This is a genomic window from Algoriphagus sp. NBT04N3, assembly GCF_019443765.1.
GTDB lineage: Bacteria > Bacteroidota > Bacteroidia > Cytophagales > Cyclobacteriaceae > Algoriphagus > Algoriphagus ornithinivorans.
This window is the reverse complement of the sequence record NZ_CP048415.1, coordinates 1260351-1287119: the sequence shown is the minus strand read 5'-3', so window position 1 is coordinate 1287119 and position 26769 is coordinate 1260351. Positions and strand designations below refer to the sequence as shown.

At 38.4% G+C, this 26769-nt stretch carries 24 protein-coding genes; 7 read left to right on the top strand and 17 right to left on the bottom strand.

Translation table 11 applies throughout. From position 1 onward, the window contains the following. Positions 1-2: 2 nt before the first annotated feature. From GYM62_RS05520 to GYM62_RS05485, 8 genes are all read right to left on the bottom strand, one after another. The gene (locus tag GYM62_RS05520; RefSeq protein WP_219958659.1) at positions 3-1475 is read right to left on the bottom strand and encodes a cellulose synthase family protein; all 1473 of its coding nucleotides are present in this window, start codon (positions 1473-1475) and stop codon (positions 3-5) included. Then, a complete protein-coding gene (locus GYM62_RS05515) occupies positions 1468-3012 on the bottom strand; it encodes a 4Fe-4S binding protein (protein WP_219958658.1) in 1545 nt (514 codons plus the stop codon). Before GYM62_RS05515 ends, GYM62_RS05520 begins: the two co-directional genes overlap by 8 nt. Next, on the bottom strand, positions 3009-4364 hold the full coding sequence (locus tag GYM62_RS05510; protein WP_219958657.1) for an NAD(P)/FAD-dependent oxidoreductase: 1356 nt from the start codon (positions 4362-4364) through the stop codon (positions 3009-3011). Before GYM62_RS05510 ends, GYM62_RS05515 begins: the two co-directional genes overlap by 4 nt. 34 nt (positions 4365-4398) lie before the next feature. After that, positions 4399-5163 (bottom strand): DUF547 domain-containing protein, encoded by a 765-nt coding sequence (locus GYM62_RS05505; protein WP_255590575.1) that lies wholly within the window; start codon positions 5161-5163, stop codon positions 4399-4401. Positions 5164-5244: 81 nt separating this feature from the next. Beyond that, positions 5245-5757, bottom strand: coding sequence for a rhodanese-like domain-containing protein (locus tag GYM62_RS05500; RefSeq protein WP_219958656.1), 513 nt, complete (start codon positions 5755-5757; stop codon positions 5245-5247). Positions 5758-5793: 36 nt separating this feature from the next. After that, entirely contained in the window at positions 5794-6507 is a 714-nt protein-coding gene (locus GYM62_RS05495; RefSeq protein WP_091654161.1) for a Crp/Fnr family transcriptional regulator, read from the bottom strand. A 69-nt stretch (positions 6508-6576) separates the two neighbouring features. Then, on the bottom strand, positions 6577-7050 hold the full coding sequence (locus GYM62_RS05490; protein WP_219958655.1) for a type I restriction enzyme HsdR N-terminal domain-containing protein: 474 nt from the start codon (positions 7048-7050) through the stop codon (positions 6577-6579). A 29-nt stretch (positions 7051-7079) separates the two neighbouring features. Beyond that, on the bottom strand, positions 7080-7754 hold the full coding sequence (locus GYM62_RS05485) for a helix-hairpin-helix domain-containing protein (protein WP_219958654.1): 675 nt from the start codon (positions 7752-7754) through the stop codon (positions 7080-7082). Between the two features lie 182 nt (positions 7755-7936). Here GYM62_RS05485 and hemA point away from each other — a divergent pair, with 182 nt between their 5' ends. Both hemA and GYM62_RS05475 read left to right on the top strand, forming a co-directional pair. Beyond that, positions 7937-9205: a glutamyl-tRNA reductase gene (gene hemA, locus GYM62_RS05480; protein WP_219958653.1), complete on the top strand. Its 1269-nt coding sequence runs from the start codon at positions 7937-7939 to the stop codon at positions 9203-9205. A gap of 80 nt (positions 9206-9285) precedes the next feature. Then, on the top strand, positions 9286-10854 hold the full coding sequence (locus tag GYM62_RS05475; RefSeq protein WP_219958652.1) for a WG repeat-containing protein: 1569 nt from the start codon (positions 9286-9288) through the stop codon (positions 10852-10854). 9 nt (positions 10855-10863) lie between these two features. Here the strand turns inward: GYM62_RS05475 and floA are convergent, their stop codons facing one another. From floA to proS, 3 genes are all read right to left on the bottom strand, one after another. Then, positions 10864-11874, bottom strand: a complete 1011-nt coding sequence (gene floA, locus GYM62_RS05470; RefSeq protein WP_219958651.1) for a flotillin-like protein FloA — start codon at positions 11872-11874, stop codon at positions 10864-10866. 1 nt (position 11875) lies between these two features. Continuing rightward, a complete protein-coding gene (locus tag GYM62_RS05465) occupies positions 11876-12334 on the bottom strand; it encodes an NfeD family protein (RefSeq protein ID WP_219958650.1) in 459 nt (152 codons plus the stop codon). 90 nt (positions 12335-12424) lie between these two features. Next, complete coding sequence (proS, locus tag GYM62_RS05460; RefSeq protein WP_219958649.1) at positions 12425-13906, bottom strand: proline--tRNA ligase; 1482 nt, start codon at positions 13904-13906, stop codon at positions 12425-12427. Between the two features lie 122 nt (positions 13907-14028). Between proS and GYM62_RS05455 the strand changes: the two genes are divergently transcribed. After that, positions 14029-15390, top strand: coding sequence for a hypothetical protein (locus GYM62_RS05455; RefSeq protein WP_255590573.1), 1362 nt, complete (start codon positions 14029-14031; stop codon positions 15388-15390). 78 nt (positions 15391-15468) lie between these two features. After that, entirely contained in the window at positions 15469-16980 is a 1512-nt protein-coding gene (locus GYM62_RS05450) for an OmpP1/FadL family transporter (protein WP_219958648.1), read from the top strand. Here the strand turns inward: GYM62_RS05450 and GYM62_RS05445 are convergent. Genes GYM62_RS05445 through GYM62_RS05435 form a run of 3 tightly spaced genes read right to left on the bottom strand, consistent with a single transcriptional unit; the run spans position 16970 to position 19135 of the window. After that, positions 16970-17500 carry a shikimate kinase gene (locus tag GYM62_RS05445; protein WP_219958647.1) on the bottom strand — a complete coding sequence of 177 codons (531 nt, stop codon included), beginning with the start codon at positions 17498-17500 and terminating at the stop codon, positions 16970-16972. The two genes, GYM62_RS05450 and GYM62_RS05445, sit on opposite strands and share 11 nt — an antisense overlap. Next, positions 17497-18597, bottom strand: a complete 1101-nt coding sequence (locus GYM62_RS05440) for a BT_3928 family protein (protein WP_219958646.1) — start codon at positions 18595-18597, stop codon at positions 17497-17499. The genes GYM62_RS05445 and GYM62_RS05440 overlap by 4 nt, the downstream gene beginning before the upstream one ends. Beyond that, positions 18590-19135, bottom strand: a complete 546-nt coding sequence (locus GYM62_RS05435) for a DUF1599 domain-containing protein (RefSeq protein ID WP_091654178.1) — start codon at positions 19133-19135, stop codon at positions 18590-18592. Before GYM62_RS05435 ends, GYM62_RS05440 begins: the two co-directional genes overlap by 8 nt. Positions 19136-19149: 14 nt before the next feature. On the opposite strand from GYM62_RS05435, the gene folP reads away from it, so the two are divergent. Continuing rightward, positions 19150-20034: a dihydropteroate synthase gene (gene folP / locus GYM62_RS05430; protein ID WP_219958645.1), complete on the top strand. Its 885-nt coding sequence runs from the start codon at positions 19150-19152 to the stop codon at positions 20032-20034. Beyond that, the gene (gene cdaA, locus GYM62_RS05425; protein WP_219958644.1) at positions 20031-20906 is read left to right on the top strand and encodes a diadenylate cyclase CdaA; all 876 of its coding nucleotides are present in this window, start codon (positions 20031-20033) and stop codon (positions 20904-20906) included. Before folP ends, cdaA begins: the two co-directional genes overlap by 4 nt. 184 nt (positions 20907-21090) lie before the next feature. Here the strand turns inward: cdaA and kbl are convergent, their stop codons facing one another. Further along, a complete protein-coding gene (gene kbl / locus GYM62_RS05420) occupies positions 21091-22284 on the bottom strand; it encodes a glycine C-acetyltransferase (protein WP_219958643.1) in 1194 nt (397 codons plus the stop codon). 145 nt (positions 22285-22429) lie between these two features. Here kbl and GYM62_RS05415 point away from each other — a divergent pair, with 145 nt between their 5' ends. Beyond that, entirely contained in the window at positions 22430-23386 is a 957-nt protein-coding gene (locus GYM62_RS05415; protein WP_219958642.1) for an NAD-dependent epimerase/dehydratase family protein, read from the top strand. A 49-nt stretch (positions 23387-23435) separates the two neighbouring features. Here GYM62_RS05415 and GYM62_RS05410 read toward each other — a convergent pair whose 3' ends face one another. Together GYM62_RS05410 and GYM62_RS05405 are read right to left on the bottom strand one after the other, a co-directional pair. Next, positions 23436-23786 carry a Spx/MgsR family RNA polymerase-binding regulatory protein gene (locus tag GYM62_RS05410; RefSeq protein WP_219958641.1) on the bottom strand — a complete coding sequence of 117 codons (351 nt, stop codon included), beginning with the start codon at positions 23784-23786 and terminating at the stop codon, positions 23436-23438. Positions 23787-23936: 150 nt separating this feature from the next. Further along, entirely contained in the window at positions 23937-26699 is a 2763-nt protein-coding gene (locus tag GYM62_RS05405) for a M14 metallopeptidase family protein (RefSeq protein ID WP_219958640.1), read from the bottom strand. Between the last annotated feature and the right edge of the window lie 70 nt (positions 26700-26769).

The following is a 26769-nucleotide window of genomic DNA, read 5'->3' as shown; positions in this document are numbered from 1 at the left end:
AATTATCGCCCTAGGGCATAAGATTTAAAGGAACTGATGAAAACTAGGGAATAACCCACAGCTAGCATCAGATGGAAAGGTAGGAAGAGGTAGTTTTGTTGAAATACTCCAAGTACAACCATTCCAATGAAAACGAGAGCCAAGGCACCTTCCAACCAAGTCGTAATCGGCATCCGTAAATTGATGTATTGATTACTGCGAAGACTGAATTTTCCTCCTTCCAAATTGAATTTTGGTGTCCTGATAAAGGGTGATTTCTTTCCAGTTAAGCCTTCCATGACCGCTTGGGTATTATGTAATGCCATTCCCATGGAGACAGATAAGAATAAGGGTAATAGAAAAATAGCCTCGAATAAACTTTTGAAAAAATGTTGCTTTCTATAGAAATAGGAAACCAAATAGATCAGGGATATGATGGCAAAGCCCACCAAAGAAAAGCTTGCTAATTGAATCCAACCTGGACCTAAAATTTGCTGATCTACTAACCACCAAACCCCAATACTGCTCAGGCTGACAATCAGTATAGCCAAAAATATGGTACTGTTAAATAAATGAGCCATTGCATGAATTTTCACATGTGCTGGCAAATTTGTCTTTAGAACTGCAGCCCCGTGTTTAGCCGCACATTCTGCCCCACCCTTGGTCCATCGGAACTGCTGGGATTTAATAGCTGACATAATGGGAGGGAGTTCTGCAGGTGATTCCACTTCAGGCCTGTAGATAAATTTCCAACCTTTTCTTTGAGCTCTATAACTCAGGTCTAGGTCCTCAGTAAGGGTATCGTCATGCCAATTCCCCGCATCAAGTATAGTTTCCTTTCTCCAAATACCTCCCGTACCATTAAAATTAATAAATGCACCCTGACGGTTTCTACCCATTTGTTCAATTAAAAAATGAGCATCCAGTGCAAAAGCCTGTAGGCGGGTTAACAATGAATAATGCTGGTTTAAATGAGTCCAACGACTCTGAACCATTCCTACTTTTGAATCTGAAAACCAAGGAATGGTTTGTAGCAGAAAATTAGGATCAGGAATGAAATCCGAATCAAAAATGGCAATAAATTCACCTTTGGCTACTTCCAGCCCCTCCTTTAAAGCCCCAGCTTTAAAGCCTTTTCTATCAGTTCGGTGAATGTATTGAAAGTTAATTGTGGGATACTCCTTCAATTTCTCCTGAATCAGTTCTTTGGTTTGGTCAGTACTGTCATCCAAGATCTGAATTTCTAATTTATCCAAGGGATAATTCAGTTTTGACACAGCTTCGATTAACCTTTCAGCCACGTACATTTCATTGAAAAGAGGAAGCTGAACGGTGATTTGTGGCAACTCGGAAGGATTGGAGGGTGTGGGCTGAGGATTTCTTTTCTCCTTAAAGAAAAAAAGCAATAGATGCCCTTGGGCCAAACTATAAATAAATATGAATACCATTCCCAAGAGATATATCCCCAGAAGAATGAATGCTAAGATCTCAGGCATTGACTTTAATGGAATCGTTACCGATCAAAATCGGATTTTCGTTAATTCGTCCCTCTTCAGGACCATTTTCTAGTTTTAATACTCCTCTTGGACAAACCGCAGAACAAACCCCACAACCTACACAAGAAGAGCGCACAATATTCTGTCCTCTTTGAGCATACCATCTGACGTCAATTCCCATTTCGCAATAGGTTGAACAGTTGCCACATGATATACACTGACCACCATTGGTCGTAATTCTAAATCTAGACTTGAACCTTTGAACCATACCTAAATAGGCAGCCAAAGGGCATCCAAACCTGCACCAGACTCTATTTCCCATAAATGGATAGAAGCCTGTTCCAACCACTCCCGCAAATGCGGAACCAATTGCAAATCCATAAAACGAATGTAGCTGGTTGGTGACATTTCCCAAAAAGCTGAAAGATGAAAAATAGTTAGCTATTGTAACCAAAGTCATCACCACCGCCAAAACCAAAACCCCATGGATCAGGTATCTTTCAATATTCCAAGCTTTTAAGCTTTTGTCGGAAAGCTGTCTGTAAGGGTCTCCAACAGTTTCGGCCAAACCACCGCATCCACAAACCCAAGAGCAATACCATCTTTTTCCATAGAAATAGGTAAAAAGAGGAACGGCGATGATTATTAACAGAATACCCCATATCAACATAAACATACCTACCCCTCCATTGGAAAGGAATGTGCTTATCTGATAATCATAAAAAAAATCATAATCTAATGGCCAAATATTCTTGAAATCATAGTAGGGCTGGTTAAGCAATACCAATATCTCGGGGATTAGAAAAGCAAAAGCAGTCTGAAAAAACATAACCGAAGCTGTTCTAAGCTGTTGGTATTTGTTGCCTCTGTATTTTCTAAACATTCGGATACCCATCACCAAAATGGCAAGTGTGTAAATAAATCCATACAAAAACCATTGGCTAGCAGGATTTCCGGATAGTAAAAAGCTTAGGGGATTAACCATCCAGACAGCATTTACCATATATGCAGGAAACCAGTATAGAATGATATAGAATAAGATGAGATAGGTTCCGGTAATCATACCCAACCAACCTCTATTTTTCATTTTAGAGTGAAAAATTCCATTGTTCTTTATTCCTTCAGGCTCTCCTCGATGTTTGGGAATATTATATAATAAGCCTCCCAAGACCACCAAGCCAATTGACAGAAACAAAAAAAGCAAAGGTTGGGACTTGACTGGACTTTGCACAGATGCTTTTGTCAAAGGAAACGTGTAATCATCCCATATTACCTGATCCCATTGCTGATTATCCTTGCGCTCTTGATTGTAGTCATCAATTTTACCATTAACCTCAGAAATAAATGTGAAATTCGTCTGATAGGTTTTTCCATAGAGGGGATTCAATATTTCATTCATTGACTCCTGATGGATCTCTTTGGTTTGAGATAAAACTATCTCCTCAGAAAGTTGATAACTGCCCAAAAAGGGGATGATAGTAAAAGCTAACAATCCTCCTAGAAACAAAGCCAAGCCTAATTTTTGTATTAATTTCATAATCTTGCTCCTAGTAGTTTTTGAATAAAAGATTTTTTGGAAGGAGTAAATTCTCCACCAAATTGGTCTTTGTAGACCTTTTGGATTTCGTTGATGTAGGGAGCATAAAATTCCGGATCAAAATTAGCTTTTGATAAATGAGCAATCACTTTTTCTCCAGTCCAACCTTGGCTAATTGCTTTATCAAAAAACTCATGCTTAAGCCTAAACCCAAAATTATTAACTCCAAGAATTTTCTTTTCCTGATCCATCAGCATTCTAAATGCCACTTTACCTGAACTGTGCTCCCAATAGAAATTGATCGCATTATCTTTTTCCCAATCAGCTGGAACAGTTCCGTATGTCTGGTATTCTATATCTAAAAATTTTGCTGAATTAAACCAAACTCCAGGATTATACTGTACAGGCTTTTTAATCAAATTATGAGCTAGCGTCTCTCCATGCATTCTTCCCGTATACCAAACCTGTTCAATATTTTTGCGGTCTTTCCCGGGCACTTCCCTAAACTCTGCACAATCACCTATGGCAAATACATCAGGCAAGTTGGTTCTGAAATATTGATCTACCAAAACTCCTCTTTTTAAATCCAAGTCAGAATTTTTAAGAAAATCAATATTCGGTGAAACTCCAGCCGTCAATCCTACAAACTGACAATCTATCAACTCACCATCTTTGGTTTTTACTCCTTTAACTTTTCCGTTTTGATCGCCAATTATTTCATCTAACTCAGCATTGAGTCTCAAATCAAAGTGATGTTCTTTTATATGTCTGCCTACAAGTTCCGATTCTTCTTTAGGTAGGACATTATTCCAAAAGCCAGCTTCTCTAACTAGAAAAGTGACACTGATTTTCTTGTAGGAGAGCATTTCAGCCATTTCAATACCTATCAAGCCCCCTCCTACAATAACTGCATGAGAAACCCCCGACTCAGTGGTTTTTTCCATTAACTCCAAATCTTGCTTGGAATAAAGACCTTGAACATTGGCAAGATCCTGACCAGGCCAACCAAACTTATTTGGCTTAGAACCCGTCGCTATCACCAATTGATCAAAAGATATAGAGTCACCATTGGTAAACAGAAGAACCTTCGAATTAAAGTCGATTTGCTTGACCCACCCTTCTTTCAAATCGATCCTGTTTTTCTCCCAAAACCAATTTTCATAGGGCTGTGTATGTTCAAACTTCATATGCCCCATGTAAACGTACATTAGGGCTGTTCGAGAAAAGAAATACTTACTTTCTCCTGAGATAACAGTGATTTTGACATCACTATCCAGCTTCCTCAAATGTCGGGCACAGGTTATCCCTGATATTCCATTTCCAATGATAACTATGTGCCGGGTTTGAGACATTACTGGGTGAAAGGTTGGTGGTTGGTTGTAAATTCTACTCGTTCAAACTCCAGTTATAATCTAGATGATTGACTTTAGCGTTGGAAGAGATTTTTACTTTACTGTATTTGTTAAGATAATCAATCAAGCTACCTTTCTTGGTAAAATCACCTTTGAACCAAGAGAAAATTGATGAAATCTGAACCTCATCTTTTGAGATTTTATTGTACTTGGGATTATTAATAAATTCCCTCGCAGACTGATCCAGTTGCTGATCAATTTTAGAAGCAACATAAGCCTCATTTTTCAAAGGTGGACAGGAAATAGATGCACAATTGATAGCAAAATGTATTCTTGGTTCATTGAATTCTTTTCTAAGAATTCCATGTTCTATCTCATCCAAACTGGACTCTTGACCTCCAATGCTGAAGAACTTATAGTGCCAAACATCCTTAATCAAAGGAATTTTCAACTTAGGTCCTAAATCACGGATACTCTCAACAGGATAATTGTCTACGATTAATTTTACTGTAAAAGCATTGTATGCATTAATCCAGTAAGCAAGCTGTTCATTTTTACTCCAAGCCTTTCTGTCAGGAGCATTGTTTGAAAGTGAATTTAAATACTTCTCCAATTGAGGTTTGTCCTTGATGAAACCTTTATAATCTACCAAGCCGTTTGGCTTCACGTGTTTTTTTAGCAACTGATCCCAAAGTTCATGACTTGGTGGAGTCGTACCTGCCATTCCTATGCTGGAGTTTTTACAGCTTAAAATAGTCATGGTTAAAAATACCATGATCACTGTTTTGATAATGTTCATAATGTGTCTGTTTGGAATCATTTACGAGGTTAAGCAAAAGTAAGATTGAGCAAATTAACGTATTGTCCTGAGTCTGACATTTCATTCATAGACTTTCACGCCCTTGTTGAGCCAAATGCCCCAGGCACGTGTATAGGTATGAACTTTATCTGTTCTTTTTTCGCCCTTGTACAATGGATACTCTTCATTGGCCCAATGAATAATACCTCCATAGAGGTTGTAAACTTCATAGCCATTTTCTACCAGCTTTTTCCCAACACTTTGAGATCTTGCTCCCACTGTGCAATACACTAGCACCGGTTTTGACTTATCTAAACGATCTAAATTAAAGGTTGGAAATTGATCATACCCAACCCAAATCGCATCTTTTAAATGACTGACTTGGTACTCTTCTTTTTCACGGGTATCAAGAACTTGATAAGAAGATAGATCATCGATTTCTTCTGGGTAGAGCACAGGGAAATCTTTTTCATAGAGCGTACTCAACAAGGTCTTATATGCAAAAGACTGAGGAAGTGCCTCTTTGAAAGGGATAATCGAAAATAGAATCAAACCAATAATTAAGGAGAAAATGCCGGGTTTTGGTGCTTTCATACACACAAAACTTCAAAAAATACAATATGGTTCTGATTAGGCATAGAAATCCGAAAGTCTCGCCAAACCTCTTTTATCCTTTATGATTATTTTTTTACCCTCAAACTCTATCAGGCCATCTTTCTTGAATTCAGAAAGCAGACGGATTACGGATTCCGTAGCTGTACCAACGATTCCAGCAATTTCTTCTCGAGTTAAAATCAAATCAATTTTCTGACTATCTCCCCCTTCAATACCGTATGAACTCGCAAGATGAATCAAGACAAAAGCTAATCTTTCCCTAATACTTTTTTGCGTTGCATCAGTAAGTTTTTCTTCCATCACTCCCAATTCATGACTCAATTCCTTTGTCACTCTTTTAAAAAATTGAGTATTGCCTAATAAAGTATTTAAAAATGCCTCTTTTGGGATAAAGCAAATCTTAGCATCCTCAACGATCATAGCTGAATTGGTGTAGTTTTCTTCACCCAGCAGGGCGGCATAACCTAAAAAGTCGCCCTCTTTTCCTAAGTGGACAATTTGTTCTTTCCCATTTGAGGCTGTTTTATAAACTTTTACTACTCCAGAATTGATACAAAATATTCCTAGTGGTTTGGTGCCTTCATAATACAGAATTTGACCTTTCCGATGAGAAATCAAATTTTTATGATCTGAAATTGAGCAAACCTGCGCATGTGACAAGTCCGACATTAAGGAATATTTGCGACTGGCACAGAGTTCACAAGGCGTATTATGAGGTTGATTAGACATGCTGGGTCTTTATATATGTTTCAATTATTCAAGATAAAAAAAGACTGACTAATATCATAAAATAAGCAACTATTTCGGGGCTTCCGGAAACTTTTTAAGCTGAACAAATTTCTTTTCTTCATATAACCACCGGAGAGATATATGAACCAAACCATTACTCAAAATTAGATATTCAGTCTGAAGTTGGTGATGATAAAGGCAGGCTTGTTCTACAGTCTTTTGGTTGATGGGTACTTGAGGAGCTTTGCACTCAATTAATAGATAGGGCTTTCCTTCTGTATTCCAAACCACTAAGTCAGTTCTCTTTTGGAGCTGATTGTATTTTAGGCCTTTCTCCAAGGTTAGCAAGCCCTTAGGGTAATTCAAATTTGAAATCAAATAGGAAATCCAATGTTGTCTAACCCATTCTTCCGGAGTCAGGACCAATTCCTTTTTTCTTAAACTGTCGAAAATCCAGAATTTTTGTTCTCTTTCAGAAATCTTCGACTGAATGTCGGGTAAATTTAAAATCGGTAATTGAAGTTTTCCTTCTTCGGATTTCATATCCCAAAGATGGCAGGAATTCTTAAAAATTAATCTGAAAATGAGAGATAAGGAGACAATTTATTCACCCAATCTTCCTTGAATATTTTAATTTTTAAGAGATCATCCGCGCTTGAAAATGGCCCATGTTGATTTCGGAAAGCAAAAATCACCTTAGCCTCCCCGTAACCTATATATGGATGTTTCGCTAGCGTATTAATGTCAGCCTGGTTGATTGGGATTTTCCTTAGACTAGGTCGATCAAAGTCAAAATAATTCCAGATTTGGTCAGCTACCTCTTCTTTCATTCCAAATACTTCCTTTAATTGATCCTTATGAACCAATCCACCTAAGTTCTCACGAAATTTAATAACCCTTGATGCCATTGCTGGCCCTATGCCCGGAACTATCTGCAATGTGATAGAATCAGCCTCTGAGAATAATATTTTTTGAACTGAGGCCGGAAAAATAACTTTTCCCGTATCTAAAGGGTTGAAAATAGGTAAAGGAGAAGTAGCTGGCTCAAAACCACTTATCAATAAAGAGTCAATTAAATAATCTATTCTAGACTGTTTTATCTCTGATTTTCTTCCCTGAACCTTTTGTATGAAAAAAGGAAGACAGATTATTAAGAATAAAAACGGAACAAACAGCACCAAACCTTTGGACTCTTTGTTGCTAAGGCCGAGATAGAGTTTGAGGAAATAAAAAAACTTCTTAATCATAAAAAAATATCAATAGATTTCTTCAATAACGTATAAGTTAAGAATATTGGACTAACATTCAAAAATTACCGAACTTTGAAAGGTTAAATTTAATTTAGACGAATTCTAAATTGATTAAGGATTATAAGAAAAAATCCTTTGAAGCTGATTTGTCTCTTAAATTTGCACCCAAGACTGATGCTATGCAGATAAAATTTAGAGCTTTAAGTTTATCACACAAAACCGCCCCTGTTCAAATCAGGGAACTGATAGCATTAGATGATCAAGCTATCCACAGTATCTTAATCAAGCTGAAAGAATTTTTCAGCCTAGGAGATGCTTTGATCCTATCTACATGTAATCGGACAGAGGTCTATTACAGCCATGATTTGGATCTTAGCACGGAGATCATCAAGCTAATTGGTTTGGAAAAAGGAATGACTGATGTCGTTGATTATTTCGATTATTTTGAGATTTTCAATGATGACAAGTCTGCAATCAATCATTTATTCAGAGTCTCCATGGGTCTAGAAGCCCAAGTTGTTGGAGATATTCAAATATCAAATCAGGTAAAAAGAGCTTATCAGGCAGCAGCCGATTTAGACATGGCAGGTCCATTTCTTCATCGATTAATGCACACGGTATTTTTTACCAATAAAAGGATTGTACAGGAAACTTCCTTCCGAGACGGTGCTGCTTCTTTGTCTTATGCTGCTATCGAACTGATTGAGAGTTTAACATCAAATACTTATCAGCCTAGGGTTTTATTGATTGGTGTAGGTGAAATTGGAGAGGATGTGGCTAAAAATATGGTCTACCTCCCTGATGCCAAAGTCAAAATCACCAATAGAACTCAATCTAAAGCAGAAGCAATTGCTGCTGAATTAGGCTTTGAAGTAGTTCCTTTTGATGATTGTTTGGATGCAATGAAAGAAGCTGATGTTATTGTTAGCTCCATTCAGCGCTCAGAACCCTTTATCACCAAGAAATTGATCAGTGATTTTGAAATTCAATCCTACAAATTACTGGTTGACCTTTCGGTTCCTAGATCTATTGAAACTACAGTTGAAGATATCCCTGGAGTTATACTATATAATGTAGACAACATTCGAAGTAAAGCTACAGAGGCATTGGATAAGCGTCTTGCTGCCATTCCAAGAGTTGAAGAAATCATCGAAGAAACAATTGAGGAATTTTCCAGCTGGAAAAAGGAGATGCTTGTATCCCCTACCATCAATAAATTGAAGCAGTCTCTAGAGCAAATCAGGCAAGAAGAACTGGCTAGATTTATGAAAAATGCTTCCGATGAGGAATTTGCAGTAATCGACAAGATTACCAAGAGCATGATGCAAAAAGTCCTCAAGGTTCCAGTGGTTCAATTGAGAGCAGCCTGTAAAAGAGATGAGGCTGAGGAAATGATAGAATTCATTTCAGATCTATTCGATTTGAATCAGGAAAAGACTGAAAATTAAAAATAATTCATACCATTAAACGACCAAAAGGGACTTTCCTCTTTTGGTCTTTTTGTATCCACTCAATTGCAAGTCGTCTTATGACCAAAACTTTACGCTCTACTTTCCTACTTTTATTATGCACTGTATTGATTCATTTCTCTACAAAAGCCCAGACATGGGAAGTTTACGATTATGATCTCCAGCTGAAAAGCAGATTGGTCTATCAGTCCATCGCCATATTGAGCGATGCGGTAAAGATTGGAAAAAATGAAAATGGACTATTCTTACTGTCCAATGATTATAAACCAGCAGTCCAATTAGAAGGAAAAGAGATTTATCAATTTTTGGAACCCTGGATTCTTATGAAAGGAGAAAAGGGCATTGGTGCTTATCATGAGTACGGTCAAAAAGTCCTCAATTTGGAGTTTGATGAAATTCAAACTTATTACAACTTTTTGTTAGCTCGAAAAGGAAACGAGTATTGGGTATATCAAAGAGGAAAAGGGACAACAAATTACTTGGGGGAACTTGATGAAGCAAGAATTTCAAACGTTGGACAAATCATTTCCCGAAAAGGAAACTCCTACTTTCTTCCGCTTTCTTCTAATCCAGATCGGCCATTTGAGAAGTTAGAGGACAACGATGGGGAATATATTTTGGCAAAGACCAAGGACGGCTATGGCTTGGTGAATGTTGAAGGAAATCTAGTCCTAGATCCGGTAATTGATGAATTACAGCATACCAAAGGCAATTTCTATTATGGCTTTGATGAGGGGCAATATGTACTCATTGAAGGCGATTTGGTCCAAGCAAATATCAGGTATAATTCTTACCACAAAATCACTTATCAGGACGGATTGATGCTTGAATATATTCATGGAAAACTCCGAAGAGTGATGGAGGGAGATGGAATTCTTCTGGATGCTGTAGGAATGACAGAGGTAATAAGAATCGATCAAGATCTGTATAATGTCAGATTCAGAGACGGAAAGCTTGGCTTACTTGGAATAAAAGGGTGGTTGGTTAATCCGACAGATAGCTTGGAGAAAATAGAAAATGGATCCGAAGGTTATTTCCCTGCCAGAAAAAAGGGGCAATATGGCTATGTAAATAGAGAAGGAAAATGGCTGATCAAACCGACATACGATCTTTCGCTTAATTATTCCGAGCAAATAGCTGCTATTAAGTCCGGTCTTTATTGGGGTGCCATTGACAATTATGGAAAAGTTATTCTTAACCCAGAATGGGAAGAAATAAAAGCCTTTCAAGGTGGTTTTGGTGTAGGTAAAAAAGAAAATCGATTCTACCTTTTTTCCAAAGAAGGCAATCAATTAACTCCTGGAGGTTTCAGCAAAATTTGCAGAATCGATAATGGCTATTTCTTGGTAGAAAATGATCAAAAGGTTGGCCTGCTGGACCCAAATGGAAAGCAAGTTCTTTCCCCTGATTATGAATATTTAAAAAGGGAAAGAGCCAATTGGGTCATAGCCAGAAAAAATAATAAGAGCGGGCTAATAGATGAAAAAGGAGAAACGCTCTTACCCTTTGATTATGAGGAAATCCTTTTTGATAATGCAAACAGGCAAATTTTGGTTAGGGGAAGTTACCAGCCAATCTTGGTTGTAGAACCTGAAACGCAGGGAAGAAAAAGAAAAAGGGGCAATTAAGCCCCTTTCTTATTTTTTATCTCCTCTGGATTTTCCAGAATCTTTAGAATCATCATCCGATTTTGCAATAGACTCTCTCATAGAAGTATCTGACTTGATATTCTCCATTCTATAATAATCCATCACTCCCAGTTTTCCTGATCTGAATGCCTCAGCCAAAGCTTTAGGAACCTCTGCTTCTGCTTCAATAACTTTAGCCCTCATTTCTACATTTTTAGCTTTCATTTCTTGTTCCAAAGCAACGGCCATAGCTCTTCTTTCTTCAGCTTTAGCTTCAGCCACTTTCAAATCTGCAGAAGCCTGATCTATTTGTAATTTTGCTCCAATGTTCGTCCCCACATCGATATCAGCAATATCAATGGATAGGATTTCAAATGCTGTTCCCGCATCCAACCCCCTTTGTAATACTAGTTTGGAGATTTTATCAGGGTTTTCCAATACGCTTTTATGTGTATCAGCAGAACCGATTGAGGTCACAATCCCTTCTCCTACTCTTGCCAAAATGGTGTCCTCTCCTGCTCCACCAACCAATTGAGCGATGTTTGCCCTTACAGTAACCCTTGCTTTTGCAATCAGTTGAATCCCATCAGCGGCCACAGCGGCTACATTAGGCGTATTGATTACTTTTGGATTTACAGAGATCTGAACAGCTTCAAACACATCTCTACCAGCCAAATCAATGGCCGTTGCCTGCTTAAAGGTCAGGTTAATATTGGCCTTATCAGCAGAGATCAAGGCTCTAATAACATTAGGCACATTACCACCCGCCAAATAGTGGGTTTCCAGATCATTGGTGGTTAAATCCAATCCAGCCTTAGTGGCTGTAATCATTGAGTTCACAATGATGCTTGGTGGCACCTTTCTAATTCTCATTCCGATAAGCTCCCCAATGCCTACTCTAACATTGGCAAATTGAGCAGTAATCCAAAGATTAACCGGCACAAAGTATAAAAAGATGAAAAGTAAAATGATGCCTGCAAATGCGGCAATCAAAATGAAAATTGAACTAGATGGATCCATATTATTTGACTATTATTTTATTGTTTTCAACCTTGATAATGGTAATATCAGACTCAACTGGTATAAAACCTGACTCGGACTTTACTTCATATATAGAGTCCTCAAAGGACGCTTTTCCGATCGGCTTGATATCTGAAATTGCCTTTCCCTTCATGCCGGCTTCCAATCCTAAAGTCCTTCCGTCGAAAGTGCCTCCTTTTATTGCGGACTTGAGGGAAAACTTATCCCAAACCCCTGATCGAAACCCATAAATCATTGCCGCCAAATTCAAAATTGCGGCAATGCCGGTGATCCACCAAGCAGTTTCTGGAGAATAAATACTAAATGCATAAATGACTCCAGCCAAACTGATTATTAATCCCAATATCCCTACTACAGTGGTTCCAGGAATGAATAATACTTCTGCTAGCAGCAATATTAATCCTATTCCCAAAAGACTAGCTAAAATGACAACACTCATTGATTAAGAGATTAGATTCCTAAAATACTAGAAACAATTGAACCCTTAACATTTTGCAAAAAAAAACCCGGAATTAAATCCGGGTGAAGTTTAATAAGCTTTAGCAAATAAGACTCTGCCTTGAGATGGCTTACCAGTGAGAATGCATTTGCCTTCTTCCTCTTTCTGATCCAAAGGAATACAACGAATCGTTGCCTTTGTCAACTCCTTGATCTTATCCTCGGTTTCAGAAGTTCCATCCCAATGAGCAGATACAAATCCTGCTTTATTATTTAACACTTCTTGAAACTCATCCCAAGAGTTGACCTCAGTAGTTTTTTCTTTTCTAAAGCTTAAAGCCTTTTGGTAAATACTATCCTGAATCTCATCCAATAATTTAGGAATCATTATCTCGATAGGTTCAGATGAAAGATCAAAAGTAGACTTTGTTAAAGTATCTCTTCTGGCCAATTCTATTGTTCCATTTTCGAGATCTCTTGGGCCTATCGCTATTCTCAATGGTACTCCCTTCAATTCATACTCTGCAAATTTCCATCCTGGCTTGTGTGTATCCCTATTATCAAATTTGACAGAGACACCAACTTTTCTTAAAGCAGCCATGATTTCATTCGCCTTTTCGGAAATAGCATTCAACTCTTCTTCCGCTCTGTAAATAGGAACAATGACAACCTGAATTGGAGCCAATTTTGGAGGCAAAACCAATCCGTTATCATCTGAATGAGCCATGATTAGGGCACCCATCAGACGTGTACTTACTCCCCAAGAAGTTCCCCAAACAAAGTCAAGCCCTCCTTCTTTGGTTGCAAATTTTACATCAAATGCCTTTGCGAAATTTTGGCCTAGAAAGTGGGAAGTTCCAGCTTGCAGCGCCTTGCCGTCCTGCATCATTGCTTCAATACAGAAGGTCTCATCAGCTCCGGCAAATCTTTCATTCTCAGTTTTTCTGCCTTTTACGACCGGTAAGGCCATGAATTCTTCAGCAAACTGAGCGTAAACATTCATCATCTGAACAGTTTCATCCATCGCCTCTTCTTTGGTAGCATGAGCGGTATGCCCTTCCTGCCATAAAAACTCAGCGGTACGGAGGAAAAGCCTAGTTCTCATCTCCCATCTTACCACATTTGCCCATTGATTAACTAAAAGCGGTAAATCACGATAGGATTGAATCCAATTTTTATAAGTGCTCCAAATAACTGTTTCAGAAGTAGGTCTTACAATCAGTTCTTCCTCCAATTTTGCCTCTGGATCAACAATAACCCCAGAACCATCTTCTGCATTTTTCAATCTGTAATGAGTGACTACCGCGCATTCTTTGGCAAAGCCTTCCACGTGTGAAGCTTCTTTGCTCAAAAATGATTTAGGAATAAATAAAGGGAAGTATGCATTGGTATGGCCAGTTTCTTTGAACATTCGATCTAGCTCGGCCTGCATTTTTTCCCAAATAGAGTATCCATAGGGTTTGATAACCATGCAACCTCTTACTGCTGAATTTTCGGCTAGGTCGGCACGCTTCACTAACTCGTTGTACCATTGGGAATAATCCTCGCTACGCTTTGGTAATCCTTTACTCATACTTGTTGATTTGGATATGAAATGTCTATATTTTTGCTAAATTGAGCGGGGCAAATATAACTTAAAAAGTATAACCCTTCACTCGGTACGCCGTATAACATAGTAACAATCCAACTTCTAGTATGAAGAAATTTTCAAAAATATTAACTCCAGCAGTCATAGGGACATTTATCCTGGCTTCTTGCAGTACATCTCAGATGGCATCTAGAGGCGAGACGGATAACTTGTACTTTATGGCTTCTGACGCAAAACTTGTAAGTCAGTATGCGGTTCAAAACAACAGGCCTGAGACTTTTCAGGAGTTTGATGCTTTGAGCAATGTACCTGATGAAAGTTTTTCTAGCAGAAACGTTAACCCTGATTACCTTTCAAGATACCAATCAGAATCAGTAGAAACTGGCGATGAGGTAGTTTATTTTGATGAATTTGAAGGGCAACAAAATTCAGGAAATATCGACGCATACAATAATTATAGAGTGGGTGGTGCTAATACCAGTCCATTCAGCAATCCTTCCATCAACTTCAATATGGGATTGATGTATGGCTTCAATCCTTGGGGATTCGGATTCTTCGACCCTTTCTGGGGTCCAGGATGGGGATTCAGACCAGGCTTTAATGTAAATTTAGGTTTTGGCTGGGGTAATCCATTTTATGGACCTTTTGGAAGACCTTTCGGAATGGGCTTCTATGATCCTTTCTGGGGACCAGGTTTTGGACCTAGATTTGGAGGATGGGGATTCCCAGGTTATGCATGGGGAGGTTATCCAGGCTGGGGCATTCCAGTATATGCGGGTAATCCAATTTACGTCCTTCCAGGAAGTGAATTTAGCAACAGAGGAGTTGTTAGAGGAGCTAGACCAACACGTGGTGCCGGCTTAGCAGGTGCAGGTTTTGATAGAGCTAGTTCAGCAGCTTTACCAAGTACAGCAAGAGCCGAGGCCAGAAGAAACGTATTGAATCAAAATCGAGGCCTAGTAGGTTCAGATAGAGCAAGATCTACTTCTCGTGATTTCAGCTCAAGTCAAAATGACTATTACAACTCAGGTAGATCAAGAGTTTCAACTTCAAGAGTTGGGGCCCGGTCTGCAAGTTCACCTGCTTTAGACAGATCGTCTTCGATTAGAACAAGAAGTGCAATGCCTTCAGCAAGACCAACAATGAGATCTTACGGAAATACAAATTCCAGAAGTAGCATGGATAATTATAGAAGACCTTCTTCAAGTCCATCCTATGGTAGATCATCTAGTCCTTCTTATAATAGAAGCGCGGTACCAAGTAGAAGTGCTAGTCCTTCATACAACAGAGGTTCAAGCGGTACAAATTCAAGAAGTGTTTATACTCCTAGCAGAGGTTCTTCCGGAGGTAGCGTAAGCGTACCAAGTAGAAGTTCTTCCGGCGGAGGAGGAATGAGTTCTGGTGGATCCCGAGGAGGGGGCGGCGGAAGCAGCTCCTCATCAGGATCTAGAGGAGGAAGGGGGAATTAATTCCCCCCTTTTTTTTGCCAAATTCTAACCAAAAAGTACATTTTTCCCGTTATATCTAAGAAATCAACAATTTATTTAATGAAAGTTCAATCTTCTATTTTCATAGCATTCACTCTCTTTTTGTCTACACTATCTTATGGTCAAAGTGGATATTTTGAGGATGCATTAAGATTTAGCCAAAATGTACCAGCTGGTTCAGCAAGAATGATTGGTATAGGAGGAACTCAATGGTCCTTAGGAGGTGACGTTTCGAATATTGCTGGAAATCCGGCTGGACTCGGCTTCTTTAGAACATCTGAGGCCAGTATCACATTTGGTTACTCGGACTGGAGAGTAGATACCCAATACTTGGGACAGCCTAGACAGTATAATACCAGTAATTTTTCTATCCCCAATCTTTCAGTCGTTTTCGCCAACCCTAAAGGCCCCTTAAATAGAGGTGCATTCAAGGGAGGTTCATTTGGTATCAGTATCCAAAGGATCGCTAATTTTAATACGGAATATGGCTTTTTCTCAGATGAAATTGGTTCTACTTCCATCATAGATTTCTATCTACAAAATGCAATCGGAGTTCCGGAGTCTCAAATCCCAGGAATGGGCTTAACAGGACTGGCATATAATACTTATTTGATCAATCCATTATTGGATTCCAATGGAAATGCAATTCCAGGTGAATATGATCCGGTAATTGGGTTTGAAATCGGAGCTTTTCAAGATGAAAACATCACTCAAGAAGGAAATGCAAGTCAAATAACCTTTTCTTATGGAGCAAACTTTAACCATAAGCTATTTGTGGGAGGATCCTTGGGAATTCGATCATTAAATTTTGCCTCTAGAAAAGTTTATAATGAAGAGTTTGCGGAAGGCCCATTGTTCAATACTTCTCTCAGAGAAAATTTATTTATCAACGGGACAGGAGTGAATTTAAATTTAGGTTTAATCTATAAGCCAATTGACCAATTGAATCTTGGTTTCAACTTCCAAAGTCCAACTTGGTACTCCCTAAATGAAGAATATGATGCCAGAATTATAGCTGAGTTTGATAACTTCTACTACGCTCCAGAAGATATAACCTTACGAAGAGAGGAGGCTGCTACAGATTTCATACTGAGTTCTTACGGGCTAAACTCACCATTAAAAGTTGGAGCCGGAGCGACTTTCTTTTTAGGGAAAAATGGATTTATTTCAGCAGATGTGGATTATGTAGACTTTAGCGCTGCAAGATTAAATTCCAATGATTTTAATGAAGGTCCGGATAACCAAGCTATCAGAGATTTCTATACCAGCACATTAAATTTCCGACTTGGTGGAGAAGCAAGATTGGATATTTTTAGAATAAGAGCAGGCTTTGCACACTTTGGAGATCCATATAGCAACTCTAACTTCGATAGAAGTATGCAACAATATAGTGGAGGATTTGGAGCCAGATTAAATAATTTCACGATCGATTTTGCTGTGGTAAACAGAAGATCGAACGCTTTATATAACTCTTACCAAGTACTTGATCAGCAGGGAAATAATATTGGACCATTCACTGAGTTGAATAATAGTATTTTCTCAGGGGTTCTGACTTTAGGAATTACTTTCTAAGCTGGTGAATTAGCTCAGATATTAAAAGCTCAGTGGAGAAATCAGATCCGCTGAGCTTTATTTTTGCCATATTGTAATACTCTTCTCTTTCTGCCAGAAGGTTTTTTAATTTAAGGATAATCTCACCTCCTTCCATGCCTTGGAACATGGGTCTATTTTGAATTCTAGCTCCCTCCAAGCGATCAGAAATATCATTTAGAGGTACATCTAAGTACACAGAAATTGCTTGTGAATTAATCAAATCCATGTTGTCATTAAAGCAAGGGCAACCTCCTCCCGAGGCTAGGACAAATGACCTATCATAACTTAATGCCTGAGCCAACATTTCAGATTCCATTTCTCTAAACTTCCCCTCTCCCATTCTGGAAAAAATGTCTGGGATTTTCATTTGATTTTTTTGCTCGATCATAGCATCCAAATCATAAAAGGGAAAATTCAAGGACTGAGCTAATTGTCTTCCAAAAGTACTTTTGCCTGAACCTGGAAGCCCTACCAAAACTACTTTTAAATTTTCGTTCATTGAATATACAAATCTAAAACCTCTGAAGCATCAGGAGTATTGTTATGATGAAACTTACCGATAACGGTTCCTTCTTTAAGTAACATGATGCCTGGGTTTGACCTTACTATTGTCTTTACTACAGTAGCATCAGCCTGCAAAGCAAGGATATCCCAACCTTGGTCTACTAACAACTGATCGATCTCTTCTTGAGATGCCGCTGCAACCAAAACCACTTGGATAGGAGAACTCTTTAAGTCCTTCACCAAAGCATCAATTTCATCCAAATTTGAAGAACTCATCTTAGCTCGATTGCTAATTAAAATCAACAATTTATTTCCTGTAAAAATTTCTTCAGAATAATCTCCGTTTTCATTCCAAACCGCGAAATCAGAAATCTTTGGAAGGGCTTCGGGATTTTTTAATACCATTTCCACAAACTCATATCCCTCCTCTGTTGGATATTGGTCTAAAGACACTGTTTGCCCATCTTTCTTCATGACATATGAATATTGCAATGGAGAGGATGGCTGCATACTTTTGGGGATATTGACCCCAATTTTATATGCTCTAAAATCAATAAAAGGCAGATTTCTAATCGCTGTGATTGATAAAATCAAAGATAAAACTGCCACTGCTATGACAGATTTTTTAGCCCATCCCGGCGCATGAGTTGGAAGGTGATTTCTCAATAATAAAATCCCTCCGATCAAAATCATTAGGATCACATCCTTATAGAAAGACTCCCATGGAGTCAACTTTATTGCATCACCAAAACATCCGCAATCAGTTACTTTGTTGAAATAGGCTGAGAAAAAAGTTAAAAATGTAAAAAAGAGAATCATAGCCGCTAATGCCCAGGCAGTCAATTTACTCTTTACACCCAAAATGAGCATCACTCCCAAAACTACCTCGAGCACAACCAAAACAACGCCTATATATAAGGCGAATGGCTTGAAATAGATGAAAAATCCAGCAATGTCATTAGAAAAAACGTCAAAATACTCTTCCAGCTTAATAGCAGTTCCGACAGGATCATTCACTTTGATTAGACCAGAGAAAATAAATAGACCTCCTACCAAAAGTCTCAAAACCCACAATATTCCTTTATTAAGCATGGTAATTCAATTTTATTAAACAAAACACTGAGTAATTAATCATATCCTGGTAATTCGCTTCTATTCCTTCAGACACCAAGGTTTGGCCTTCATTGTCTTCTATTTGCTTTACTCTGTAAAGTTTCATCAAAATAATATCTGTCATTGAGCTCACCCGCATATCTCTCCATGCTTCTCCATAGTCATGGTTCTTGTTTTCCAAAAGTCCTTTGGTTTGACTGACCCATTTATCGTACACAGGCTCTATGTCATCAAATGGGATTTCCATCCTTTCATCTTTTTCAAAACTAATTTGTAATAATGCGATCAGGCAATAATTGATGATACCCACAAATTCGTCTACAATAGGATCCTCAACTTTCTGATTTCCTTTTTCCTGAATAGAACGGATTCGCTGGGCTTTGATAAAAATTTGATCTGTAATTGAAGAAAGTCTTAATATCCTCCAAGCGGTCCCATAATCGATGGTTTTCTTGCGGAATAGTTCTTTACAACGGGCAATTACTTGCGTATATTCGTTACTCGTTTTGTTTTCCAATTTATTCTAATTTAATGTTACCTGCCAACAGCGTGACTTCTTCGATCGAAGATAAATTATTTCCTCAAAAATATACACTTCAAATTAAGGGAAGGCTTATTCATTGGGAAAAGCCACAAATTATGGGTATTTTAAACAGTACTCCTGATTCTTTTTTTGATAAAAGTCGAGTAAAGGCGGAAAAGGACATTATTTTGAAGAAGGCCGAAGAAATGATTCGGCAAGGGGCAAGCATTTTAGATATCGGTGGATATAGTAGCCGCCCGGGTGCTTCGGAAGTTAGTGTAGAAGAAGAATTGAATAGAGTGATCCAACCTATAATTTGGATTAATAAAGAGTTTCCGGAAGTGCTTATCTCCATAGATTCTTTTCGATCAAGAGTTGTCAAAGAGGCAATAGAATCGGGTGCTCATATTGTGAATGATATCAGTGGAGGGGAGTTGGATAAAGAAATGTTTGAAACAGTCGCAAAGCTAAAAATTCCCTATATCATGATGCATATGAGGGGAAATCCGGCGACAATGCAGACAAAAACGAACTATTCTGACATTCTTGTTGAAATATTGAACTATTTCGCGGAAAAACTGGATGTTATAAGAAAGTTTGGCATCAAAGATGTAATTATTGATCCGGGCTTTGGCTTTGCAAAAAACCTAGATCAAAATTATTTTCTTTTAAGAAACTTAGATTATTTGAAGGCCTTGGGACTTCCTATTTTAGCAGGACTTTCTAGGAAATCCATGATTTATAAAACCTTGGATTGTGATTCTTCGGAAGCCCTCAATGGAACAACTGCCTTAAATATGGTAGCGCTTTTGAAAGGTGCTAACATCCTGAGAGTTCATGACGTTAAAGAAGCAAATGAAACCCTAAAATTATATAAACAATTATACCCTTGACCTTACTTTTTAAAATAGGATTCTTAGAAATATCCATCGTCAATATGGTCGATATTGCGTTGGTATCTTTTCTATTGTATCAAGTCTACAAATTGCTGAAAGGGAGTGTTGCGATCAAGATTTTCTTGGGCTTCCTCTCAATTTACCTTGTTTACCTATTAGTGCGTGCCCTTAGAATGGAATTACTTTCCTCTATTCTTGGCCAATTTATGGGAGTAGGTGTTATCGCGGCAATTATCATTTTTGCGCCTGAAATCAGAAAGTTCCTCCTTTTGATTGGAAGATCTTCCTTATTATCAGACGATAATGTCTGGAAAGACATTTTATTCTTTTGGAGAAAAAAGGACAATTCCTCCTTCAATATCAGTCCTATAATTGATGCGTCCAAAACTTTGGCGGGTTCCAACACCGGCGCATTAATGGTTATTTCAAAAAGCACAGAACTGAAATTTTACGCTGAAAGTGGAGATATTCTGGATGCAGAGCTTTCTAAAAGGTTATTGGTTTCGATTTTCAATAAATACAGCCCACTCCATGATGGAGCTGTGATTATTCATAACGGGAAAATAAAAGCAGCTCGTTGTATTTTGCCTGTAACAGAACGCGAAGTACCTGCCCAGTTTGGTTTAAGACACCGGGCAGGTATAGGGATGTCGGAGGCAACTGATGCAGTGATTCTCATTGTCTCAGAAGAAACTGGCCAGATTTCAATGGCAAAAAATGGTAAAGTTTTGCATAATATGTCTTTCCAAGAGGTAAGGGAAACCCTGAACGATTACCTCAACAGCTTAGATGTAGACTCTAGGTTTGAAAACCTGGAAGACTACGAAATGAAAAAGAAAAGAAAACTGGCTATGACCAGTAAATCATAAAAAAAGCCGAACTGAATGTTCGGCTTTTTTTATGTCAATATCTGCTTTCTTATCAGTAAGAAGAAGAATATGGCTTAGAATTAGGCCAAATAATCAGAATCCCGATTCTTCGGTCATCGGTCTTCCAACACGTTAAGCAAAGAAAATACGGTTAGTGACAAGATTGCCGATAATCAGATTATTTTTAAATAACTTTTAAATCTTTTCCTACTTCAATGAAAGCATTGATTGCTTGATCTAAATGTTCGCGATCATGTCCGGCTGAGATTTGAACACGAATTCTAGCTTGCCCTTTAGGGACTACAGGATAATAAAATCCAATCACATAAATCCCTCTTTCTAATAGCTTTTCTGCCATTTTTTGGGATAACACCGCATCATACAGCATCACAGGTACAATAGGATGAGTACCCGGCTTGATATCGAATCCAGCCTCGGTCATCTTTGCTCTGAAATACTGGGTATTTTCTTCTAGTTTATCCCGTAATTCAGTTGTCTCTGATAGCAAGTCCAAGACAGCAATTGAGGCACCTGTAATAGAAGGAGCTAAAGTGTTAGAAAACAAATACGGTCTTGAGCGCTGTCTCAACAATTCAATGATTTCTTTTCTTCCAGATGTAAAACCACCTGAAGCACCACCAAGAGCTTTACCCAATGTGCCGGTAATGATATCCATCTTACCCATTACATTGCAAAGCTCGTGAACTCCCCTACCAGTTTTACCCATGAAGCCTGTTGAATGACATTCATCTGACATCACCAAAGCCTCATATTTTTCTGCCAATGCTACAATTTTATCAAGTTGAGCAATGGTTCCATCCATGGAGAACACTCCATCAGTCACAATGATTTTTTGTTTGGCTCCTTTAGCAACAGCATCTTTCAGCTGTGCTTCCAAATCCTCCATATTGTTATGCTCATATCTATAGCGCATAGCTTTACACAGACGAACGCCATCAATGATTGAAGCATGATTCAAGGCATCGGATATGATAGCGTCCTCAGGGCCTAATAATGGCTCAAACACCCCGCCGTTTGCGTCAAAGGCAGCAGCGTAAAGGATTGTATCTTCAGTGCCCAGAAATTCAGAGATTTTTCTCTCAAGTTCTTTATGAATATCCTGAGTACCGCAAATAAAACGAACAGAAGACATACCAAAACCGTGTGTATCAATTGCTTTTTTAGCAGCCTCAATCACTTTAGGATGAGAGGATAGTCCCAGGTAATTATTCGCACAAAAGTTTAATACCTTTTTTCCTCCGAATATTGTAATCTCAGCAGCTTGAGGAGAAGTAATTACCCTTTCTCTCTTAAACAATCCTGCTTCTTCTATGGATTTTAATTCCTCTTGTAATTTGGGTTTAAATTGAACGTACATTTTAAAATTTTATTTACTGATAATTTTCGATTCCCATTGGTCAAAAATTCTGTTTGACCCTCTGATTTTTCTTACTTTTGCGCAAGCAAACCCAAATATAAACAAAAAGCCTCGGAAGGATGAGGGCTTTTTTAAACACCTGAAAATGGAAAAAATCTTAATCATTGGTGCTGCTGGACAACTGGGTTCAGAACTTACCAAAGCATTAGCGGATAGAGTTGGAGGAGAGCATGTAATCGCAACAGATTTGAGGGATTCTGCAAGAGATTCTTTTGATTACTGCAGATTTGAAGTGCTGGATGTTTTGAACAAAGAAGCTCTTTCTGATTTGGTAAAAGAAGAAAATGTAAGTCAGATTTACCATTTAGCAGCTGTACTTTCTGCGACTGGAGAGAAGAATCCTCATTTCGCTTGGCATCTAAATATGGAAAGCTTACTTTCTGTTTTAGAACTAGGAAAAGAAACCAAATTGGATAAAATCTATTGGCCTTCCTCCATTGCTGTATTTGGTCCAAATACCCCGAAACTCAATACGCCACAATATTGTGTCAAAGAGCCCAACACGGTTTATGGAATCAGTAAGCAAGCCGGAGAGAGATGGTGTGAATACTACTTCCAAAAATATGGAGTAGATGTCAGAAGCTTAAGATATCCAGGATTGATCGGTTACAAATCTCTTCCAGGGGGTGGAACTACTGATTATGCAGTAGATATTTATCATAAGGCTTTGGCAGGGGAAAAATTCAATTGTTTTCTTAGAGAGGATTCCAACCTTCCAATGATGTATATGCCTGATGCTATTAAGGCGACCTTGGATTTGATGGATGCTCCAAAAGAGGCTATAGAAGTTAGATCCAGTTACAATTTGGCTGGAATGAGTTTCACTCCAAAGGAAATCTTCGAAAGTATCAAAAAACACCTCCCTGAATTTGAAATAGAGTACCAACCTGACTTTAGGCAGCAGATTGCAGATTCATGGCCCGACAGTATAGATGACAGCAAAGCAAGGGAGGATTGGGGCTGGCAACCAGATTTCACCTTAGATGCTATGACTAAAGACATACTTGAAAATTTACCGGATTATTTTCCAGTGGAAAAATAATCTGGATATAAGAAAAAAGCCTGGTAGTCCATTCTACCAGGCATTTTTTTTATAGTTTCTCTGAAATCAACTTCTCATCAAAACCCAAAGTTAGACTTGTATCAGGATACAGAATTATCGGTCTTTTAATCATACTGGAATTTTCAGCCAAAATAGGAACGGCAGTTTCTTTTTGTTCTAAGTCTTTCCTTTGCTGCTCGTCCATTTTACGGTAAGTCATTCCTTTCTTATTGACCAATTGGTCCAATTCAGTCTTTTCTAAAAATTTGTTTAAGAGATCAGAAGAGGGTTTTTGCTTTTTGTAATCGATAAACTCATATTCAACTCCCTTTGAATCCAGGTAGTCAAAGGTTTTTTTCATCGTATTACAATTCTTGATTCCGTAAACTTTCACTGACATAATTAATGTATTGAGTTTTGTTTTTTAATTAATATTAAAGCCAAGAGTCATTCAAAACCCCAAATCAAAAGCTAAAACAAGCCTCTAATTTGCTAAAATTCGTCGATCCCTGACTTCCTTTTAAAATCTAATAAAAGGACAAATTGTTCCTTACTGCCCCAAATGATTCCAATTGATTAAGGTATTCCAAACCAAAGGAGCATCATGGTGATTCAGAAAACGATGCAAGGGGTCAAAAGTAAATGCCACTACTCTGCCTTTACCAACCGGCAAATTGAATATTCCTCCATGACCAATGATAGTTTGCTCATTTCGTACCATGCCAGATCTTACATACGGAGCCTGTTTTCCTTCATCTGCTTTCTTTTCAAGGTTTTTGTTGGGATTTTCCATCCCCATTATTGACCCAGTGTAAGGTTCTTCATCTTTTAGAGGTTTGGTTCCATATTGTAGAACCATCAAATCCCTTTTTGCTAAGTCAACTTGGTAAAGTGGGCCATTTCCCTTGAAAATCGAAAACGTTTCTGGATACCCATATAAAATAGGGCTAGATGTATTCTTTGCTTTCACAGTGACCACCGAACCTGGATGAAATAAACCTGAGGCAGTATAAGACTCTAAATCCCTTGTGATTCCAGTTTCAGCTATCATTCTGGTAGAATTATCAATACTGATTACAACTCCACCATTTTCAATGAATTTTTTCAATTGATCAATTCCTACAAATCCAGGTCCTCCAGTCATATCATTGGTTTGATCTGGATATCCATGAGAAGGAAAATCTGCAGTCTTGGTATAAGGCATAGGGCCAAACCTGCTGTCTATTCCATGGATAAAATCCGCAGCTTCTCCCCTAGCTCTTGGGATTAGGATTACATCGAACCGTGAATTTAGGTTTCCTGCTTTGAGATCATCTTTATCAATAGAAGTGTAAGGAATTTCTCTTTGCTCAAAGGTAAACCGGGACCAGCCTTCGTCTTGCGTATTAAACCAAGTATGATAAATAGCAACTCTTGGCAAGCTTACTTTTTGCAGATCAGACTGCTTCGGGGCTGAATTGCTTCTTATTAAATCCAAAGCAAATTTTTTGGTTAACTCTTCAGAATCGGAAGAACTTATTCCCTTGATCATAATAGACCCAGATTTTAAAGTGTCTGATTCGAGGGCAAACTCAGATTTCAATACTTGAATATCCGCGCCACTCTTTTTCTGCTTGATCCAGTAAAGTGCCGGTAAGACATTATTTTGGGCCTTATAGGAAATGTAATACGTGGAGCCGGAACTTTTAACTTCTCCTTTGTAAACAGCATTATTTTCCAGCATTTTTAAAGAAGACACATCAAAATCAATCGAATCTTTTGCATCAACTTTTACCCCGTACAAGTAACTCAAAGTCCAAGCAATGTCATCATAGGGAGGAAACTTTGCATCTTTTGGATAATTTTGTTCTGAAAGAAGCGTAACTGCTAAATTTCTATAAGGCTGATCCAAAAGAATGACATAGTCTTCATTTTCTGCCTGATGAACTTCTATTGCCTGAGCTCTCAATTGATTGACCAAATAAGCTGCCATGGCTGGATCTCGTTGTTCCTTTGGGATCACATAAGCTCTTGGACCTTTGGTCTTCCCTCTTCGGATAGAATTCACCCCTTTTTGATAAAAATTCCGCAATAACTGCTCTCCGTTTTGGGCAGCGTAGGTTAGAGAAGCTAATACTCCTGCCTGCATGTAATTGATATTGTTTCTCGCAGACCAATACACTTTTTCTGTTGGAGGATCAGGTCTATACCATTCTCTAGTGGTGGCAGGGTCCCCTGCATATCGGGATTTGGATAAATCTCTTAGGTAGGTATTAGCCCCGGCATTTCCGAAAGTCTCATAAAAGCGTCCATTGGAATTATGGTTATTAGCTACCCAAATCCCATATCCTGGCCACCAACCATCATAAAACGCCCATGTAAAAGCTCCAGGCATGCCTTGAGCAGCCAAAGTGGTAATATCATGGTTAGCCATAACTTGCCACTCTCCTATAGTCACAGGATCAACTTGTTCATTATAAGGACCTGTACCTGTTGAAATATAAAGTAAAGGCACAGACTCATGAAGATCCAGCATGACCGTAGGATGCCACTCGTAAAAGATGGAAAATATCCCTTTTGTGATAGCCTGGGAAACCTGTAGCCCATCTCTATTATTATCGTGGAACACATATTTCCCCCAATAAGGAGCTGATCTTGGAAACCCGTCATCCCACTCAGTTCTGGCTTTGGTAAATCTATAATACCAATCCACCAACTTATCTCTACCGTCCGGCTCAGAGACAGGGTTAATTAAAACAATCACATTATCCCGAATTTGCTTGACAGTTCTGTCTTCACTTGTAATCAAACGATAAGCAAGCTCCATGAGCATTTCCGGTGAACCCATTTCTGTAGAGTGCATTCCACCATTCAAATAATAGACAGGCTTCGCTTTTTGAAAAATATCTTCAGCTTGGTCAGCTGAGATTTTTCTAGGATCCGCTAATTGATCAAGGTATTCTTTATAAGTATCCAGACCATTCATACTTTCGTTATTCCCGATCACCACCAGATAAATCGGTCTTCCTTCTTCAGTAGTTTCTACCTGCTGTATGGATAAATGATCTGATTTTTCCGCCAATAATTGGTAATACTGATAAATGTCAGATGTTCTATGCATGACACCTGGAGCTCCTATTATTTCTCCAAAATGCTTTGAGGGAGATGGAATACTTGGATGATCTATAACGTCTAAAACAGAGGTGGGCAAAAATCTTGTGTCAGTAGTATACTCCCTGATTTTAGCATTGTAGGCTTCATCTACCTTTTGTCCATAGCCAGACAAAAAAGGTGAAATGAATATGCATGCCAGAAGAAATGATTTTAGCTTCATGGATTTTTGGGTTGGTGGTAAATAAAATTTCTTGGGGAAGAAGTTAAGGGATTTACCCGAAAGCTTTCCT

Coding starts and splice junctions, on each gene's coding strand:
- GYM62_RS05520 (WP_219958659.1), bottom strand. CDS start 1,475: ATGCCTGAGATCTTAGCATTCATTCTTCTGGGGATATATCTCTTGGGA.
- GYM62_RS05515 (WP_219958658.1), bottom strand. CDS start 3,012: ATGAAATTAATACAAAAATTAGGCTTGGCTTTGTTTCTAGGAGGATTG.
- GYM62_RS05510 (WP_219958657.1), bottom strand. CDS start 4,364: ATGTCTCAAACCCGGCACATAGTTATCATTGGAAATGGAATATCAGGG.
- GYM62_RS05505 (WP_255590575.1), bottom strand. CDS start 5,163: ATGAACATTATCAAAACAGTGATCATGGTATTTTTAACCATGACTATT.
- GYM62_RS05500 (WP_219958656.1), bottom strand. CDS start 5,757: ATGAAAGCACCAAAACCCGGCATTTTCTCCTTAATTATTGGTTTGATT.
- GYM62_RS05495 (WP_091654161.1), bottom strand. CDS start 6,507: ATGTCTAATCAACCTCATAATACGCCTTGTGAACTCTGTGCCAGTCGC.
- GYM62_RS05490 (WP_219958655.1), bottom strand. CDS start 7,050: ATGAAATCCGAAGAAGGAAAACTTCAATTACCGATTTTAAATTTACCC.
- GYM62_RS05485 (WP_219958654.1), bottom strand. CDS start 7,754: ATGATTAAGAAGTTTTTTTATTTCCTCAAACTCTATCTCGGCCTTAGC.
- hemA (WP_219958653.1), top strand. CDS start 7,937: ATGCAGATAAAATTTAGAGCTTTAAGTTTATCACACAAAACCGCCCCT.
- GYM62_RS05475 (WP_219958652.1), top strand. CDS start 9,286: ATGACCAAAACTTTACGCTCTACTTTCCTACTTTTATTATGCACTGTA.
- floA (WP_219958651.1), bottom strand. CDS start 11,874: ATGGATCCATCTAGTTCAATTTTCATTTTGATTGCCGCATTTGCAGGC.
- GYM62_RS05465 (WP_219958650.1), bottom strand. CDS start 12,334: ATGAGTGTTGTCATTTTAGCTAGTCTTTTGGGAATAGGATTAATATTG.
- proS (WP_219958649.1), bottom strand. CDS start 13,906: ATGAGTAAAGGATTACCAAAGCGTAGCGAGGATTATTCCCAATGGTAC.
- GYM62_RS05455 (WP_255590573.1), top strand. CDS start 14,029: ATGAAGAAATTTTCAAAAATATTAACTCCAGCAGTCATAGGGACATTT.
- GYM62_RS05450 (WP_219958648.1), top strand. CDS start 15,469: ATGAAAGTTCAATCTTCTATTTTCATAGCATTCACTCTCTTTTTGTCT.
- GYM62_RS05445 (WP_219958647.1), bottom strand. CDS start 17,500: ATGAACGAAAATTTAAAAGTAGTTTTGGTAGGGCTTCCAGGTTCAGGC.
- GYM62_RS05440 (WP_219958646.1), bottom strand. CDS start 18,597: ATGCTTAATAAAGGAATATTGTGGGTTTTGAGACTTTTGGTAGGAGGT.
- folP (WP_219958645.1), top strand. CDS start 19,150: ATGTTACCTGCCAACAGCGTGACTTCTTCGATCGAAGATAAATTATTT.
- kbl (WP_219958643.1), bottom strand. CDS start 22,284: ATGTACGTTCAATTTAAACCCAAATTACAAGAGGAATTAAAATCCATA.
- GYM62_RS05415 (WP_219958642.1), top strand. CDS start 22,430: ATGGAAAAAATCTTAATCATTGGTGCTGCTGGACAACTGGGTTCAGAA.
- GYM62_RS05410 (WP_219958641.1), bottom strand. CDS start 23,786: ATGTCAGTGAAAGTTTACGGAATCAAGAATTGTAATACGATGAAAAAA.
- GYM62_RS05405 (WP_219958640.1), bottom strand. CDS start 26,699: ATGAAGCTAAAATCATTTCTTCTGGCATGCATATTCATTTCACCTTTT.